This window comes from Exiguobacterium sp. s143 (assembly GCF_018618895.1).
Taxonomy (GTDB): domain Bacteria; phylum Bacillota; class Bacilli; order Exiguobacteriales; family Exiguobacteriaceae; genus Exiguobacterium_A; species Exiguobacterium_A abrahamii.
The window spans coordinates 339,512-355,175 of record NZ_JACSMX010000001.1 but is presented as its reverse complement, the minus strand read 5'-3'; the positions used below and the strand labels follow the sequence as shown (position 1 = coordinate 355,175).

At 46.6% G+C, this 15,664-nt stretch carries 17 protein-coding genes and 1 pseudogene; 4 read left to right on the top strand and 14 right to left on the bottom strand.

Annotated features, from left to right (window positions below; all coding sequences use genetic code 11):
* Positions 1-52: 52 nt before the first annotated feature.
* The 3 genes from KNQ03_RS02055 to KNQ03_RS02045 all read right to left on the bottom strand — a co-directional run bounded on the left by KNQ03_RS02055 (position 53) and on the right by KNQ03_RS02045 (position 865).
* Positions 53-262, bottom strand: coding sequence for a hypothetical protein (locus tag KNQ03_RS02055; protein ID WP_214723320.1), 210 nt, complete (start codon positions 260-262; stop codon positions 53-55).
* Between the two features lie 75 nt (positions 263-337).
* Positions 338-508 (bottom strand): hypothetical protein, encoded by a 171-nt coding sequence (locus tag KNQ03_RS02050; RefSeq protein WP_214723318.1) that lies wholly within the window; start codon positions 506-508, stop codon positions 338-340.
* Positions 509-520: 12 nt separating this feature from the next.
* The gene (locus KNQ03_RS02045) at positions 521-865 is read right to left on the bottom strand and encodes a DUF2200 domain-containing protein (RefSeq protein ID WP_214723316.1); all 345 of its coding nucleotides are present in this window, start codon (positions 863-865) and stop codon (positions 521-523) included.
* Between the two features lie 103 nt (positions 866-968).
* Between KNQ03_RS02045 and KNQ03_RS02040 the strand changes: the two genes are divergently transcribed.
* Entirely contained in the window at positions 969-1,649 is a 681-nt protein-coding gene (locus tag KNQ03_RS02040) for a hypothetical protein (protein ID WP_214723314.1), read from the top strand.
* Here KNQ03_RS02040 and KNQ03_RS02035 read toward each other — a convergent pair whose 3' ends face one another.
* Positions 1,650-2,678, bottom strand: coding sequence for an ABC transporter permease (locus KNQ03_RS02035; RefSeq protein ID WP_214723312.1), 1,029 nt, complete (start codon positions 2,676-2,678; stop codon positions 1,650-1,652).
* Entirely contained in the window at positions 2,678-3,394 is a 717-nt protein-coding gene (locus KNQ03_RS02030) for an ABC transporter ATP-binding protein (protein WP_214723310.1), read from the bottom strand. Before KNQ03_RS02030 ends, KNQ03_RS02035 begins: the two co-directional genes overlap by 1 nt.
* 155 nt (positions 3,395-3,549) lie before the next feature.
* On the opposite strand from KNQ03_RS02030, the gene KNQ03_RS02025 reads away from it, so the two are divergent.
* Both KNQ03_RS02025 and KNQ03_RS02020 read left to right on the top strand, forming a co-directional pair.
* Positions 3,550-4,137, top strand: a complete 588-nt coding sequence (locus KNQ03_RS02025) for a TetR/AcrR family transcriptional regulator (protein ID WP_214723309.1) — start codon at positions 3,550-3,552, stop codon at positions 4,135-4,137.
* A complete protein-coding gene (locus tag KNQ03_RS02020; RefSeq protein ID WP_214723307.1) occupies positions 4,134-4,664 on the top strand; it encodes a nucleotidyltransferase family protein in 531 nt (176 codons plus the stop codon). The genes KNQ03_RS02025 and KNQ03_RS02020 overlap by 4 nt, the downstream gene beginning before the upstream one ends.
* Before the next feature lies 1 nt (position 4,665).
* Here the strand turns inward: KNQ03_RS02020 and KNQ03_RS02015 are convergent, their stop codons facing one another.
* Together KNQ03_RS02015 and KNQ03_RS02010 are read right to left on the bottom strand one after the other, a co-directional pair.
* Positions 4,666-5,919, bottom strand: coding sequence for a hypothetical protein (locus KNQ03_RS02015; protein WP_214723305.1), 1,254 nt, complete (start codon positions 5,917-5,919; stop codon positions 4,666-4,668).
* Positions 5,920-5,949: 30 nt separating this feature from the next.
* Positions 5,950-7,206 carry a hypothetical protein gene (locus KNQ03_RS02010; RefSeq protein ID WP_214723303.1) on the bottom strand — a complete coding sequence of 419 codons (1,257 nt, stop codon included), beginning with the start codon at positions 7,204-7,206 and terminating at the stop codon, positions 5,950-5,952.
* A 265-nt stretch (positions 7,207-7,471) separates the two neighbouring features.
* Here KNQ03_RS02010 and KNQ03_RS17145 point away from each other — a divergent pair, with 265 nt between their 5' ends.
* Positions 7,472-7,594: a hypothetical protein gene (locus KNQ03_RS17145; protein WP_256443265.1), complete on the top strand. Its 123-nt coding sequence runs from the start codon at positions 7,472-7,474 to the stop codon at positions 7,592-7,594.
* A gap of 201 nt (positions 7,595-7,795) precedes the next feature.
* Here the strand turns inward: KNQ03_RS17145 and KNQ03_RS17245 are convergent.
* From KNQ03_RS17245 to KNQ03_RS01980, 7 genes and pseudogenes are all read right to left on the bottom strand, one after another.
* Positions 7,796-7,981, bottom strand: a pseudogene (locus KNQ03_RS17245) (HAD hydrolase-like protein); the annotation flags it as partial.
* Positions 7,982-7,996: 15 nt separating this feature from the next.
* A complete protein-coding gene (locus KNQ03_RS17240; RefSeq protein ID WP_371743232.1) occupies positions 7,997-8,323 on the bottom strand; it encodes an HAD-IIIA family hydrolase in 327 nt (108 codons plus the stop codon).
* Between the two features lie 17 nt (positions 8,324-8,340).
* Complete coding sequence (locus KNQ03_RS02000; RefSeq protein WP_214723301.1) at positions 8,341-10,959, bottom strand: ABC transporter permease; 2,619 nt, start codon at positions 10,957-10,959, stop codon at positions 8,341-8,343.
* 14 nt (positions 10,960-10,973) lie between these two features.
* Positions 10,974-11,390, bottom strand: a complete 417-nt coding sequence (locus KNQ03_RS01995; RefSeq protein ID WP_214723299.1) for an NUDIX hydrolase — start codon at positions 11,388-11,390, stop codon at positions 10,974-10,976.
* 52 nt (positions 11,391-11,442) lie between these two features.
* Positions 11,443-14,085 (bottom strand): ABC transporter permease, encoded by a 2,643-nt coding sequence (locus KNQ03_RS01990; protein ID WP_214723297.1) that lies wholly within the window; start codon positions 14,083-14,085, stop codon positions 11,443-11,445.
* A 19-nt stretch (positions 14,086-14,104) separates the two neighbouring features.
* Complete coding sequence (locus KNQ03_RS01985) at positions 14,105-14,872, bottom strand: hypothetical protein (RefSeq protein WP_214723295.1); 768 nt, start codon at positions 14,870-14,872, stop codon at positions 14,105-14,107.
* A gap of 27 nt (positions 14,873-14,899) precedes the next feature.
* Entirely contained in the window at positions 14,900-15,595 is a 696-nt protein-coding gene (locus KNQ03_RS01980; RefSeq protein WP_214723293.1) for an ABC transporter ATP-binding protein, read from the bottom strand.
* Between the last annotated feature and the right edge of the window lie 69 nt (positions 15,596-15,664).

Genomic DNA, 15,664 nt, shown 5'->3' with positions numbered 1-15,664 from the left:
TCGTGATTGATCAGAAAACCCCCTCATTTCGATGAAATGAGGGGGTTTTTTGTCATGTACAACACGACGTGACGCGGCGCAGATCCTTTTCTTGAATGTAAAGCGTGTGTTGGCGGACTTTATAAGGAATGTCAGCCGCTTGAAGACGTTCGAGATAGTGACCCGTCGGAGCGACCGTCCATTTCACATATGTTGTTACGGCATTCGGTGAAGCAAGACAGATGAGTAGCAAAAGCGGAAGGATCCATTTTCGAATCTTCAATCGTATACCTTCTTCATTATTTCAAATACTGTATTAATGATTTTATTGTTTAAATCAAAAACTAAAAATCACGACTCACGTCAACAAAAAATAACTGACCATCAAGCCGACCAACAGACCACTAAAAGCAAGTCGATAGACGGGTGAGTAATGGGTTCCTTTATTTCGTTTGACTTGATAGACGATGAAATAGGTCACACTGGTCACCATGACGAGGATCGCCAGTGTACTGAGTAAAGTAGACATCAGCATTCCTCCTTATCGTAAGATTTTAGCTAACGCTTTTCCTTTCGCCAACTCATCGACGAGTTTGTCGAGAATCCGGATGTTACGAATGTGCGGATCCGTTAGGTTCTCTACTCGAATCCCGCAGATGACGCCAGTGACTAAAAAGCGGCGTTCGTTCAGGGCGGGTGCTTGCTCGAAAAAGGTAGCGACGTTTTGGGTTTTTATGGCTTGTTCAAGAGTTGATTGCGTGTGTCCGGTCAACCAGAACAGCACGTCATCGAGCTCGTCTTGCGTCCGTTGCTTGCGCTCGACTTTTTGACGGTATACCTGATACAGCTGTTGCATCGGCATTTGAAATACTTTTTCGTAACTCATCTGAATCGCCTCCTTTCATGGTAACATATGGGAAAAGGTCTTGTGTCACGGATTTCAAGTCGGTTTGGAGGTGCAGGATGAAATGAGATATCGAATCATTGGAATGACTTTCATGACGTGCCTAGTACTACTTTTAGGCGTCGTAGGTGTAAAACTATCGTATCAAGCATTGATCGATCCACCGATTGATCAATCGACAGGAAACTGGGTACATATTCCGAGCAAGATCTTACCGATTAAAAAAGTCATCTATGTGAAAGAAGAACACATCATCAAACAACCGGATTCTTCAAAAATTGGGCACGAAAGATATCGGAAGGAACCTAAAAAGAAAAAACCGATTGAGCTTGGACGAGGTTTCTTGACAGATGCGGTCAATCAAATCGCTCGTGTGACTCCTTGGATGGTCGCTCTAGTCATCCTCTACCTGTATCGTCGACAACGATTCAACCGTATGAAGTGGTCATTTCCATCAAAGCATCAACCGAAACGAACCGCTCTATCGCTTCCGCTAACGCCTGAAGCCGAGTCCTCGTCAGAAGACAGTATGCTTGATTCAAAAATTCGTGAAGCGGTGCACGCGTTCAATCGGTCACTTGCTCCAGTGCAACAGCGACGGACACATGAGACGCTGACAGAGTGGTTAACACGTTTAGAAGTCACGGTTCCGCATGAGATCTATCAGCTCGTTCGGTATGCTGATGTTCCGGAACATACACTCGATCCTTCGCGACGAACTGTTTTCCTCGAACAGCTTGAGCAAAATCAGACACGGCTTGTGTAATCAGCCGTGTCTTTTTTGGTGTCCGCGATATTTATTGAGAGCGAGCATGTTCAACAGGAACAACACTGCACTATAGAGGAACAATCCAAGCCAGTACGGCCAGATGCTTGACCAACCGTTGCCGTAGACGAGCACCTCCTTGATCGCGCTCGCTCCGTAGAAAATCGGGGTGATATATCCGATGTTACCGAGTCCATACGGGATTAAATCAAGCGGAATCAAGCCCGAGAAGAAAATCTGCGGAATGATCGTAAAGGGAATCAACTGGACGACTTGTAATTCAGACTGAGCAAAGATTGAAATCGTTGCGCCGAACAAGACCGCGACGACGGCAAGTCCAAGCATCGTCAGGAAGACCCAGATGATCGAACCTTCAGACGGTAAGTCGAGAACTGTCGTCGCGTACAGGACGACAAGAATCGCCTGGATCGAGGCGAAGACGCTATAACCGAGCGTATAGCCGAAGATGACGTCGGTTTGGCGAATCGGTGTCATCATCAACCGCTCGAGCGTGCCGCCACTGCGTTCTTTGACGAGTGCCATTGCTGACAAGATAAAGACGAAGAAGAACGAGAACAGCGATAAAAAGACGAAGCCAAGCGCATCAAACGTCGATTGATCGACATCTCCGTACAGATAGTTCGTCTCGAGTTGCATTGTCGGCTGAAGGGTCGCCAGTCCAGCTTGAATCTCGCGTAACGCTTTGGAACTTTTCGTTGAAGGTTCGCGGAGGTTCAACGCTAGTTGATTGTCTTTCATATCTAAGACGACGTCGACCGTTTCATGATCCTTGAGATAGGCGTCAGCATCGCTGCCGTTATACGTTTTAAGCGACAGATCCTGTTTTTCGATCGCTTGTGAGACTGGAGCTGGTACATCTTGACTGATGGCGACGACAGGTGTGTAGTCATCGTTTCCAAGTAGGAAATAGATCAAGGTGAAGATTAACAATGGAGCAAGTAAAATGAGTCCGACGCTTCGTTTATCGTTCAACGTTTGACGGATGACCCGTCGTGCGAGTTGCCACATCACGTCACGTCCTTTCCAGCGAGCAGGAATAGTTCCTCGACCTGACCGTTTTCAGTTTGTGCGAGCAGACGATCGAGCGGATCGTAGGCGATGATCCGACCGTTATAGATCAATGCTGCCCGGTCGCATTCATTGATTTCATCCATGACGTGGGTCGAGACGACAATCGTCGTACCTTGCGCACGAATCGCTTGGAATTGATTCCAAATCTGGCGGCGTAACACGGGATCAATCCCGACGGTCGGCTCATCCAGGAATAAGGCGGTCGGACGATGCAAGATTGAGATGGCGAGGGACAATCGTTTCTTCATCCCACCGGAATAATGGCGAACGAGCTTTTTTTGATCATTCGTTAAATCGACGAGTGTCAAGACCTCCTCGATGCGTTTTGCTAAATCCTGACGGGACATGTTGTATAAGGAACCGAAAAATTGCAGGTTCGCAAGCCCCGATAAATCCTCATATAAGGCATCATTTTGTGGCATGAAACCAATCTGCGATAACATCTTGAAATTTGGTATCGAAGTGTCGCCAATCTGAATCGAACCTGCGTCTGCTTGGATTGCACCAATCATCAAACGAATCAGTGTCGTCTTACCAGAACCTGACGGACCGAGCAAACCACAAATTTCACCGGACGGAATCAAAAGATCAATCTGTTGGAGGACGTTCTGTTGATGAAATGATTTTGATACACCTCGTAATCGTAAATCCATCGTATTCTCCCTCCTTTTATGAAATAATTATTGAACAACGTGTTGATTAATTTCATTATAAAAGGGAGAGAAACTGGGAGCAATGACCAGTTAACGTTCATCTGTCGCTTAAGCGACAGATTTCTACAAAATGTTGAAGAAAGAGGCGATTTCGAATGAAAAAACAGGATTTACGCGTTATCCGGACTGACCGGAGGATTCGTGAGACGTTCCTTCAGCTGATCGACGAAGTTGGTTTTGATGCTGTGACGATCAAGTTGTTGACGGATCGGGCGGAAGTCAACCGCGGGACGTTCTACCATCATTACGCGGATAAATACGAACTACTCGAGCGGATGACGAATGAGATTTTTGAAAAGATTGAAGCGACGTTTGAACGCGAGATTCCCTTTGTCCTGATCAACCAAAAAGAGGACTCACCGTACCGACGAATCATTCCGTTTCTAACGTTTCTTTATGAACACCGAACGCTGATGCGGATCTTACTCAGTCCAACGAGTGATGGGATGTTTCGGAAGCGGGTCCGTGATTACATGCAACAAATTCTGTTCTCGGGACTACCGGAACAAGGAGAACGGCTCGTTCCAGAAAATTATCTCATTGCCTATCTCTCAGCCGCCCATCTCGGTGTCATCGAATCCTGGTTAAGCCATCCAAACGAGACATCGCCGGATGAAATTGCGCGAATCATCTTTACGATTTCGATGGAAGGTCCGTTTCGAGCAGCGGGGTTCCGACGATGAGTCTTGAGCAAGTCTTAGAAAAAGTCGTCGCGTGTTTGCAGCATGAACAGATTCAGTTTGGGGTCGGCGGTTCATTATTGTTACACCATCATGGCCTGCCTATCACTCCGCGCGACATCGATCTCGTCGTCGCGTTAGCGGACGCCGAACGGGCAGTCCTATTGTTATCTGAGATGGGAACTGTCGTTGAACAAGACGAGACGTCACTTTACGCGACGGAAGTATTCCAAGAATTTATGATCGAAGGAATCGATCTTGATCTGATGAGCGGACTGCAGATTCGCCATGGCGAGGGTGTGTTCGTCTATCCGTTTGCTGAACAATCAATCGATTCAGCTGGACGTCCGTTCATGGCACTCGTCGATTGGTACGTCATCTATCAACTGATTCCGGGGCGGGAACAAAAGGTCACGATGATTGAAGACGTATTTATGAAACAGGAAGTCGACCGTAAGCGTCTCGAACAACTGAGAAGCCTCGTTCTTCCGCAAGTCGTAAGAAATCGGATAGATCAATGGCTGAATTGACCTATAAGTCGCGTAATAAGACGACTTCGTTCGTTGCTGATAAGTAAGCGTGGTTCGAGTCAAGCAAACCACAGAGAACATAGTGGTCAAGTGCCCGGTCGAAGACATAATACGGTTTCAATGTCAGGTAAGGCATGAGTGCGTGACGTATGACTTCTTCCGGAACGCTATCAGGCAATCCTTGTGTCGAGTCATGATAGAGATCAATAAATGCTTCGTTATCAACGATTAGGCTGACTTCGTAAGTATCTTCCATCAGGAGAATCGTCAAACGACGTTTGTAAGCGAGATTTATATCGTCACGAGTCCGGCGTACTACTACGTTAATGAATGGGAAATCCCGATTGATTTCTTGAATCGTCCACGCTCCGGACTCCTCCGGATACTCGGCAGCGATGAGGTCTACAGCAATCGACTGACAGGTTTCCAGCATCTCGTCAGTCAACGGTCGGTAATCCGGATGTGGCGTTTGAGCTTCGGCATCGCGTGCCGTGACGGTGTCTCGCCGCTTAATCAATTTGCGCGTATAGGAGAACGTGGACGGTTTTTCCCATGTTACGATCTCGTTCATGGCAACGGACGAAGTTTCGGGATTACTTAGAGGATACGTGCGCAAGCCGTCTTGAGAAACAAAGATTTCTTCAATTGCATATGCTAGTTTGCGTTGGTGTTCGTTAGGAACTGAAAAACTCCGGAACTGTTGCGAGATGATGGGAGCCGTTTGTTCAAGGGATAATGTGAACAGTTCAGTCAGATACTTGTTACTCAGCGCGGGGGTTCCATAGACACTGAAAGAATCGAGCGCTCCTTCATTCGTTAGCTCAAGCGATATGAACAGACCAGGGGAGAGGCGAATCCCGTGATGACAGTTGACATACTGATACAGGGAATCTTGATGCGTAAGGAACATGAACTGCTTCTCGAACGTCATTCCTAATTCTTGCTCAAGCCATGCAATCCGAATGTCTAAATCACGCAAATCCTCTGGAAGAGAATGAATCGCGACAGTGCCATTTTTGTGGATCGAAGTCGTTCGTTTTGTAGCCGTATCGACTTGGATCTCTATCGTACCGTCTGGATAATTCTCATCTTCAGACCAAGGACCGTGATTGATGGGGAACCAACACGTCTCAAGCGAATATTGCGTTTCACCATGAATTTTTTCACGGCGATAGAAGGTCTCATGTAAGACATAATCGTTCAGTTGATATTTGTCTTGGATATGGGAGATTAAATCTTTCGTTAATGGATGCAACTCGTTCACTCCTTCGTATCTAACTTCACTTTATAGATCACGTAATAAAACGATCTCATTTGTTGCTGGTAAGTAGGCATGGTTCGAGTCAAGCAAACCACAAAGAACGTAGTGACCTTTTGAGACATCGAACACATAACGCGGCGTGAGCAAAAGGTACGGACGTAATGCATTGAAAATGATATCTTGCTGATCATCCTCGAGCTTCGGTGGAGTAACGGATGCGAGCGCGGTATGGAGTTCCTGATCGTCGGTCGAGCTAATCCAGTCAAGCGTCTTTTCGTCAAGGAGAATCGTGACGCGCCGATGCTGATCAACATAGGAGGTCGGATTCGCGCGAGATAATTTGACAGCAAGGTTGGGGTGTTGCCGGTAGATATGACGAATCATCCATTGTCCGGATTCACTGGGGTAGACGTTTTGGACGATTTCTTGAATCGCGTTTCGACAGGCGTTCACCGTCTCTTGCTGGATCGGACGAAAATCAGGATGTTCGGTCTGCATGATCGCATCCTCTGCTGTCACGCTTGCTGCTGATTGGAAAGGATGGCGTTTGAGAATTGAAGTTGACGGATTTGCCCACGTTAAGATGTCATTTCGATCAAATGATGACGTGAAATCCAGTTTACTAGGCACAAGGATAGATCCTTCTTGCGTCACGATCGTCTCGACGACGGTATGCGCGTATTGATGTCCTGGTTTTGTATAGGAGAACCGCTTTATTTGTTGTTTAGCTAGCGAGTCGATGTCCTCGAGCGTTAAAGCGAAAGGTTCCTGTTTCACATGATGATCACTCGGATGAGGACCGTATAGGAACAACTCATCGAGTCGACCATTTTCCGTTAACGTTAAGTGAATGAAACAACCGGGAGACAGCCGAATCCCTTCGTGACAACTCACATAACTGAAAAAAGTGTCGTTTTCTTCTTCGAGCATGAAATGCGTACCATGGATCATGTCGGTCTCTGATTCGATCCAAGCCATCCGAGTGGTTGGATCACGTAAATCGTTAGGCACGGAATGAATCGAGGTCGGAACGTGTAAGGATAACGTCGTCGTTCGTTTCGTAACAGGGTCAATCGTAATCTGCACGGTTCCTTCTGGAAGCATCGTTTCATCCTCTTCCTCGATAACAGATGCACCTCGCGGAATCCAAAACGTTTCAAAAGAGTAGACGGTTTGGTCGTTTATTTTGTGTCGAGCGTAAGATGACTCATAGAGAATGTAATCATTTAATTGGTACTTCTCGAGAATGAATTCGACTAATTGGGTAGTTAAGATATGCACTACGTTCACTCCTTTAAATAACGATTAGCTGATTCATAATGATGATTGATCAAAAACAGGTGTACAATATCAGCTAATTGTTCAAGGAAAAGAGAAGACCATCGATGAGTACTTTCTCTTTCTCATACGTTCAGTGTAACGTGAAGTATTGGAAAAAGAATGTGAATTGAAATTTATTACATAATTGTAAGGCGTCGAACACAGTTTAATGTATTATTCTAGAAGAGTAACTAGAAGTAGTATTAAGCTGTAGGAGGAAACAAAAGTGTCAGATTTTAATCTAGCTGTGAACGTGTTATTCGGAAGTGTCCATCTCATCCTCATGGCGATGGCTGTTCCATCGATCATCTACGCGCTTTATCTGTTACGAAAAATTGCTAATAAATGATTGCAGGGATTTATTGGTAATGAAAAGAAGATAGTTAAAGTACCTACGCATCATTCAAAGGAGGCGATGACATGTCATTTTGGACATGGTTTGCAATCTTATTTGTGTTAGCGGTTAGTGTCTACGCATCTTCTCAACCAAAACGTTCAAAGCATTAACAAAGGCGCGACTTCCGTTGTGGAAGCGCGCCTTTTTGTTTGTTCAGTTTTGCGTATCGAGCCAAGCAATCGCGGCCGTCAAGTCGTCGGCAATATAGTCGACGTTTGCTTGTTCCACGCGATCAGCGTAATCACGAATGGAGCTCTCTCCGGCACCGGTTCGAACTAAGATTTTGATACACCCGGCGTGCGCAGCTGCCATCATATCACTCCATCGGTCCCCAATGACGACACATTGATCGAGTCAGAGATCGTGTTTTACTTGAGCTTGCCATAATAATTCAGGTGAAGGTTTGCGACAAGTGCAACAATCTTCCGCTGCATGCGGACAAATCAGCGTATCATCAAAGCCGAAGTTCTGTAATTCTGTTCGAAAATCCTCTTCACGCGCCAATCCTTTTGAAATACCAGGTTGATTCGTAAACGCAATCAGTAAAATCCCTTGATTGCGTAAGCGTTCGATTAGCGAAGGAACGTAAGAAAATAACGCAAACGTTCCAGGGTAGTGGACAGTGGCATCTCCACCAATCGTTCCGTCTCGGTCAAGAAATATTGCCTGAATAGAATTCATGTGTACAACTCCTTTGATTACGAAGCATCTTTTAGTTCTTGGTACGGTTGAACACGTGCGGCCAGTTGTGCTGGGATGAAGGCGGCGATGACACCGAACAAAATCGGTAAGGCAAGCGATACACCAATCAACAACGGTTCATTCCACGGTACTAGATCGTACAAGACATAAATCGTCGTATAGGCGACAATCAGTCCAATGATTCCGGAAATCAGACCAACAAGGAAGCCTTCGAGGACGATCAATTGACGGATCGCGCCGTTCGTCCAGCCGAGTGCTTTTAAGACCGCGAGTGAGGCGCGGCGATCGGTGACGTTTTGCCACATGATCTCTCCCGTCGTCAAAATGGCAATCGTGATCGCAACACCCATCGTCACGTAATGCATCGGACCGACTTGTAAGGCAACGAATTGACCGAGCCATGATGTATAGAGGACACCTTGTAAATGGAACGTCACGAATAAGAAGAATGTCAGCAGTGCTGTTGGTAGAGCGATTGAGAGAACGGACAAACTATTACGCTTCCATTTCCCAATCAGTTCCTTTAGTGCAAGTGTCATCGTCGAACGAAGCTTCAGTCCGACGCGAGCAGCTTTCGCGTATTCGCCGGTCTTGATCGCTTCGTACGGTGAGATGCGGCGAATCGTCCAAGCTGACCAGGTCGCACCAGCGAGGTAGATGACGAGACTGAACAGCGCGATCCAAAGAAGGCTCCAGCTGTTCATCGCTTCATTACGGACATATGAGAAGATTCCTTCAACAATCAAGGCGACCGTCGAGACGAATCCAGCGAGAATCGCCGCCTCGATCAAAACGATTTTGTAGAGATCCTTCGTCCGCCATCCGAGTGCGAGTAAAACAGCGAATTCTTTCCGGCGGGCGAGCATTGAGACGTAGCTCGTCGCGAGGACATAGACGATGGCGACGGCAAGCATCGCGAAGATGACACCTGAGAACCCGACGCTCGTCTCGCGGAAGATTGTCATCGCAGCACCGATGTGGATCCAAGGTTGTTCAATCCAACCGAGCGTCTTCCCGTCATCGATCACCTTCGTGACGACCGGTTGAGGAGAGGAACCTTTGGTGATCGTAGCGATGAGACCGGTTTCTCGCTCGATTTGTTGCTTCACGTCTTGGAGTAATTGTTCGGACTTCTCACCCATCTGTTTGGCACCACTGATTTTTAAACGGATGGACGAAATGGATTGTTTTCCGTTGATCAGTTGAGCGGCGTTTAAGGTCGTTAAAATATTCGGTGAACCCGTCAATAGGTCAACCGGGTTATTCGATGAATTGATGGTAGGTGACGGATTGATCGGCTTTCCTGTTGCATCAAGGACCAGATTAGCGGTCGCCGGGCGATACGTTTCTAACGGTAGTTCATTCAACGGATCTTTGGATACTGTGATTTTTTTCGGGTCAAACAATCCGATGACATCAAAGTCGACGGTTGGAGTAAGTTCAGATACTTCTTTCGTGTCTGTATCTTTGACTTTCATCTTGCTGAACTGGACGGGACGGTATCCTTTTGAGGGGAGGATGGGAATATCAAAAAGCGATTGATCAGTTTGAAGCGTCTCGCTGTTCAACGAGTAGGCTTGACTCCATCGCTTCGGAAACGGGCTATCGGTTGCAGTATAGTTTAAAGCTCCCGTCCGGTAGAGTAGCTGTCCAGATGAGGTGACTTCAAGTTCTTTTCGTTTCACGGAATCTGGTTTTGCTAAAGCATTGAACAACAGTGAATCTAGACGTTTTGCGGAAATACGTTTCGTTTCGAGTGTTTTACTTTTAATCGTTCCTAAATAATCCTGTAGTTCTGATTGCTGTTGGAGGCGGTCGATTGTCTCCGTCTGTTGTTGTTCCGTTTTAAATGGTAAATCAAGCCGTTCGATTTTAAAGTCGGTATATCCCGCATCTGAAGTATTCGGATTGATGAGGATCGGTAACGTAAAACCGTTAACGACATTAGATGTCGGATTTGCTTGGTCCGTCTCTTCGAAATAACGGGATGTGGGACTTTTCTTGACGCTTTTATCGAGACCGACGAGGCGTGCTTCTTGTTCCGGGTCGATTGCGACAATCATCGCCATCTTCGAAGGATTGATATCCTCGACGAAGAAGTTATCGAGGTTTGGGATGCGTAATTCAGAAGAGAGGTCACTCTTGATGGCATGGATGTTAGTTGTGAAGAGCTTCTCCTTCTTCAATCCGGAATCACTATACTCCGTGCGAGAAATGCGATAGAACCCAGGGGCTTTCGGAGCTGTCATCTGATCTTTGATGGTTAGACCGATATTGGCATATCCTATCACCGCTACTGGCGCGGCAATGTCCACATTCTCGATCTGTTTGATTTTTTCATACTGTGCGAAAGAAATACCTCCTGTAATACTGTTTAAGTAGTTGGGCTCCAGCAAATCATTCGACTCCGTCGACATCTGACTGCCTTTCGGTCGAACGACGATATCATACGCGGACGACCATTTCTTTTGTAACGTCTGTTCGACCGTACCCTGACTTGAATCGGTCAAGTTGAACATCTGACTGAGTCCAGCGCTGATGATGAGCGCACCGACGAGCGTCAAAATGAATTTTCCACGTTGCCTGCGCCACTGGTTTAAGACAAAACGAAACATCGTCATTCCTCCTTTTATGGGGTAAAAGCTACGAAAAACGGATGAGACTGTTCATCTAAGATATGTATGATTCGTTCGCTGAAGTTCGACCACGTTACGCGTCGTAACACTTCTTCGAGCGGGAAAAAACCGACTGCTAAACTTTCGCTGCTCGTCTGCGGTTGACCACCAATCGCTTTTGCAAGCCAACAGGTCGCACAGACATTCGCCTCGAGATTTTGATAGATGCCGCAAAATTTCACGATTTCAATCTCAATTCCAGACTCTTCTTTGACTTCGCGAATGATACCGTCAGCTGCACTTTCCCCAGGCTCGACGATGCCACCCGGAAACTCCCAACCGCGATCTGGTCCTTGGATCAAAAGAATCTCGTTTTGGTCATTCAAGACGACCGCTCCTGCTGATAACGAATAAATCGATGTCGGTAACATAGACTTCCTCCTGTGAAGAGAGGGACAACGCCTGTTGCCCCTCCGCCAAATATTAAGATGCATCTTTCAGTTCTTGATACGGTTGAACACGTGCTGCCAGTTGTGCTGGGATGAAGGCTGCAATGACACCGAACAGAATCGGTAGGGCGAGCGATACGCCAATCAACAACGGCTCATTCCAGGGAACAAGATCGTATAAAACGTAAATCGTCGAGTAGGCGACAATCAGTCCAATGACTCCGGAAATGAGACCGACGAGGAAGCCTTCAAGGACGATCAACTGTCGGATTGCGCCGTTCGTCCAGCCGAGTGCTTTTAGGACGGCGAGCGATGCCCTACGATCGGTGACGTTTTGCCACATGATCTCACCCGTCGTTAAGATAGCGATCGTGATCGCAACACCCATCGTCACGTAATGCATCGGACCGACTTGCAGGGCAACGAACTGACCGAGCCACGAAGTGTAAAGAACACCCTGTAAATGGAACGTCACGAATAAGAAGAACGTCAAGAGCGCCGTCGGTAGAGCAATCGAGAGGACCGACAAACTGTTCCGCTTCCATTTCCCGATCAGTTCTTTTAGTGCGAGTGTCGCGGTCGAACGAAGCTTCAGTCCGACACGAGCCGCTTTCGCGTATTCACCGGTCTTGATCGCTTCGTATGGTGAGATACGACGGATCGTCCACGCCGACCAGGTCGCACCAGCCAGGTAGATGACGAGACTGAACAGCGTGATCCAGAGGAGACTCCAGCCGTTCATCGCTTCGCTCCGAACGATTGAGAAGATTCCTTCGACAATCAAGGCAATCGTCGAGACGAATCCGGCGAGGATTACCGCCTCGATCAAGACTATTTTGTAGAGATCCTTCGTCCGCCAGCCGAGTGCGAGTAAGACAGCGAATTCTTTCCGGCGGGCGAGCATCGAAACATAACTCGTCGCGAGGACATAGACAATCGCGACAGCAAGCATCGCGAAGATAACACCGGAGAACCCAACGCTCGTCTCACGGAAGATCGTCATCGCAGCACCGATATGAACCCATGGTTGTTCGATCCAACCGAGTGTTTTGCCTTGTTCGACGACTTTCGTGACGACGGGTTGCGGGGAAGAACCCTTAGTGATTGTAGCGATGAGCCCGGTTTCTCGCTCGATTTGTTGCTTCACGTCTTGGAGTAATTGTTCGGACTCTTCACTGACGGTCGAAGCCCCTTTGATTTTTAGACGAATCGACGAGATCGATTTTTCACCATATGTCTCTTTTGCAACATCAAGTGTTGTTAGAATATGCGGTGAGTTTGTCAGTAGTCCGACCGGGTTTCCAGACGATTGAATTTTTCGAGCTGGATTGATCGGTTGTTGTTTTTCGTCAAGAACTAAATCAGCCGTTGATGGTCTGTACGTCTCCATCGGTAACTGATTTAACGGATCTTTTGAAACCTGAATGTTGTCAGCATCATATTGTCCGATGATGTTCATCGAAAAATAAGGTACGACGTAAGGGAGCATTCCCGGATCTTTCGAGTTAAATTTTTTGCCCGTCGATTGAATCGAGCGATAACCGAATGTAGGGACATTAGTTTCAGAAAAACTCCAATTTTTTAATTTTGTTGGAGCTGTTTCAACGGCATACGCATTGGACCAGCGTGTAGGAAAGGGACTTTTAGTAGCCTTGTATTTTAGTGGACTCGTTTTAAAGAATAGACCTACCTCAGTGGAACCAGTAGCGTCACGATTCATGAATCGTGTCGTTTTTCCATTCAATGAATTTAGAAAAATACGTTGCATATCCATGACGGAAACTGTTTCCGTCTGTAGAACTTTTGCTGGGTAGTCATTTAAAGATGAATTAAACGACGTTTTGTGCAGATCTTCTTTTGCAAGACGATTGATAAACGAGTGTTGCTCTTTGGCAGTCGAGAAAGGTACCTTTAATTTTTCGACTTTAAATGAAAAATTACCGCGACTCACGGCATCGGGATCGATGATGACTGGGATGGTATGGAATGAGCCATCACTTCCTCCTTTACGATATTGGTCCGTCTCTTCAAAATACCGTGAATTTTTACCTTTAAGAATACTCTTATCTAGTCCGACAAGTTTAGCTTCTGCGTCTGGATCAATTGCAACGAGAAGTGTCAGGTGATTCATCGTAAGATTCGAAAACTCTTGTATCGGTCTGGTAGAGAATGTTTTCTTTTCTGGAGCAGGATTTTTTAATCCTTGGGCAATATGATAGGACTGATCATAAAGGCGCTCTTTTTTAATACCCGAGTCATCGTATTCTTGCGTCGTTAACCGATATACTCCGTCTTCTTTTGGGAATTTTAAGACCTTCGGAACGTTAACATTGATGCTTGCATAGCCCATCACGGCGACGGGTGCCGCAATTTCAATGTCGTTCATTTTTTTGATGGTTTCGTATTGTTTGAAGGAAATCCCACCATCGATTCCATTCAAATAGTTCGGTTCCAGTAAATCGTTCGACTCACTTGCAAGCTGACTGCCTTTCGGTCGGACGACGATGTCGTACGCAGACGACCATTTCTTTTGTAATGTTTGTTCGACCGTTCCTTGACTGGAGTCGGTAAGATTGAACATCAAACTGAGTCCGGCACTGATGATGAGCGCACCGACGAGCGTCAGAATGAATTTCCCGCGCTGCCGACGCCATTGATTGATGACGAAGCGTAACATATGTAGTCTCCTTTGCTTGTTATTGGGAGAGCTGCGTCTTTAAATAACGCGCAAGATCTTGTTCGAAATGGTGAATCGCTTGTGCATCGAGTGCTTCTACTTCTGCTTGCGCTGCGTAGCGGGTGACGAAGTAAGGGGAGAGTGGCGTCACCAGATGAATGCGCTCCGTCCAGTCTGTCAACGATTCGTGGCTTCGCCGTCTGAGGGCACGCGGTAATCGTTGGTTAAAATCAAATAGCATCAGGCGTAATGATTCTTCAGGCGGAGTAAGCATCGATTGAAGGTTTGTTTGTTGGACATAACTTTCAGACGATGGTTGGACCCAATGGTTTGCTTCACTTTCAACTTCTCGTGACTGTGATGATCGTCGCCGCCGACGAAGAATCCGGTATGCTACGAAAGCAACGAGTACAAGTACAGCGGTGAAGAATAGAATGTTGTTGGAGGATGTGCCTTCTACAACATTCAAAATAGAAAATGGAGGAAGATCCTTTACTTTTCGACCGCGTGGTGTGCCTCCCGTATTTTTACTTTTTTCATCGGACGTTCCCAGATAGACGCCGTCTTCTTTTTCATCAATTTTGTCATCGAAATTACAACTGTTTTTTGTGAAGAATAAATTGGATAAGTCGTTATGATTACATCCACGCACGATCGTCGTCTCCTGTTCCGAGAAGTCCGCATTCTGAAACGCTTCATACGCGGACTGCGTCGATACCGACAGCAACAGAAAAACGACAATTGAGCCGATGAAGCTCGTGATTAATTTGGCACGAAACGTGTGCAACGCGAGATACCTCCCTATAAACAGTACTTAGACACTTTGCACCGTGAGCTTCCGGCGATCTTCGACGATTCGTCCGTCCTGCATGAAGAGAATCCGGTCAGCACGTTCGGCGAGTTCCAAGTCATGTGTGACAAATAAAACGCCACATTTAGCTTCACGATGCAGCTCTAGTAACAATTCGAAGATTGCGTCACCGGTCACGGAATCGAGATTACCGGTCGGCTCGTCCGCGAGAATCCATTGCGGATGGTGAAGCAGGGCACGGGCGATCGCGACCCGTTGTTGTTGTCCACCGGATAATTGAGCCGGTAAAGCATTCCGTTTATCGTCGAGTCCAACCCGTTCGAGCAGCTCGAGAATCCGCTCCTCTTGATTGAAGGATGTTTTTTGCTTTAACAAGGCGACCTTTAAGTTCTCGGACACCGTCAGTGCCGGTAACAAGTGAAACTGTTGGAAGATGAAGCCGATCTCTTGCGAGCGGAATTGCGATAACCGTTTGTTCTTCCAAGACGTGATGTCCTGCCCGTCATAGAGGATTTGACCGGACGTCGGACGATCAAGCGAACCAAGGAGACTCAGGAACGTTGATTTTCCAGAACCGGATGGACCAACGAGTGCCGTCACCTCACTTTGCGAAAACTGACCGTTTAGTTGATGTAAGACATTGGTCCGGACACCGCTTCGTTCGAATGTATGCGAAATATCTTGAAAGGTAATATCCATATGACCACTCCTTTTACATAATTTGGTTATGTTCAGTGTATTATTTTTAGAAAATTTTGTCTATTGCGT

Excerpts from the sequence above, each read along its gene's own strand:
- KNQ03_RS02050 (WP_214723318.1), bottom strand. The coding sequence starts at position 508 with ATGTCTACTTTACTCAGTACACTGGCGATCCTCGTCATGGTGACCAGT.
- KNQ03_RS02045 (WP_214723316.1), bottom strand. The coding sequence starts at position 865 with ATGAGTTACGAAAAAGTATTTCAAATGCCGATGCAACAGCTGTATCAG.
- KNQ03_RS02040 (WP_214723314.1), top strand. The coding sequence starts at position 969 with ATGACTTTCATGACGTGCCTAGTACTACTTTTAGGCGTCGTAGGTGTA.
- KNQ03_RS02035 (WP_214723312.1), bottom strand. The coding sequence starts at position 2,678 with ATGTGGCAACTCGCACGACGGGTCATCCGTCAAACGTTGAACGATAAA.
- KNQ03_RS02030 (WP_214723310.1), bottom strand. The coding sequence starts at position 3,394 with ATGGATTTACGATTACGAGGTGTATCAAAATCATTTCATCAACAGAAC.
- KNQ03_RS02025 (WP_214723309.1), top strand. The coding sequence starts at position 3,550 with ATGAAAAAACAGGATTTACGCGTTATCCGGACTGACCGGAGGATTCGT.
- KNQ03_RS02020 (WP_214723307.1), top strand. The coding sequence starts at position 4,134 with ATGAGTCTTGAGCAAGTCTTAGAAAAAGTCGTCGCGTGTTTGCAGCAT.
- KNQ03_RS17240 (WP_371743232.1), bottom strand. The coding sequence starts at position 8,323 with ATGAATTCTATTCAGGCAATATTTCTTGACCGAGACGGAACGATTGGT.
- KNQ03_RS02000 (WP_214723301.1), bottom strand. The coding sequence starts at position 10,959 with ATGTTTCGTTTTGTCTTAAACCAGTGGCGCAGGCAACGTGGAAAATTC.
- KNQ03_RS01995 (WP_214723299.1), bottom strand. The coding sequence starts at position 11,390 with ATGTTACCGACATCGATTTATTCGTTATCAGCAGGAGCGGTCGTCTTG.
- KNQ03_RS01990 (WP_214723297.1), bottom strand. The coding sequence starts at position 14,085 with ATGTTACGCTTCGTCATCAATCAATGGCGTCGGCAGCGCGGGAAATTC.
- KNQ03_RS01980 (WP_214723293.1), bottom strand. The coding sequence starts at position 15,595 with ATGGATATTACCTTTCAAGATATTTCGCATACATTCGAACGAAGCGGT.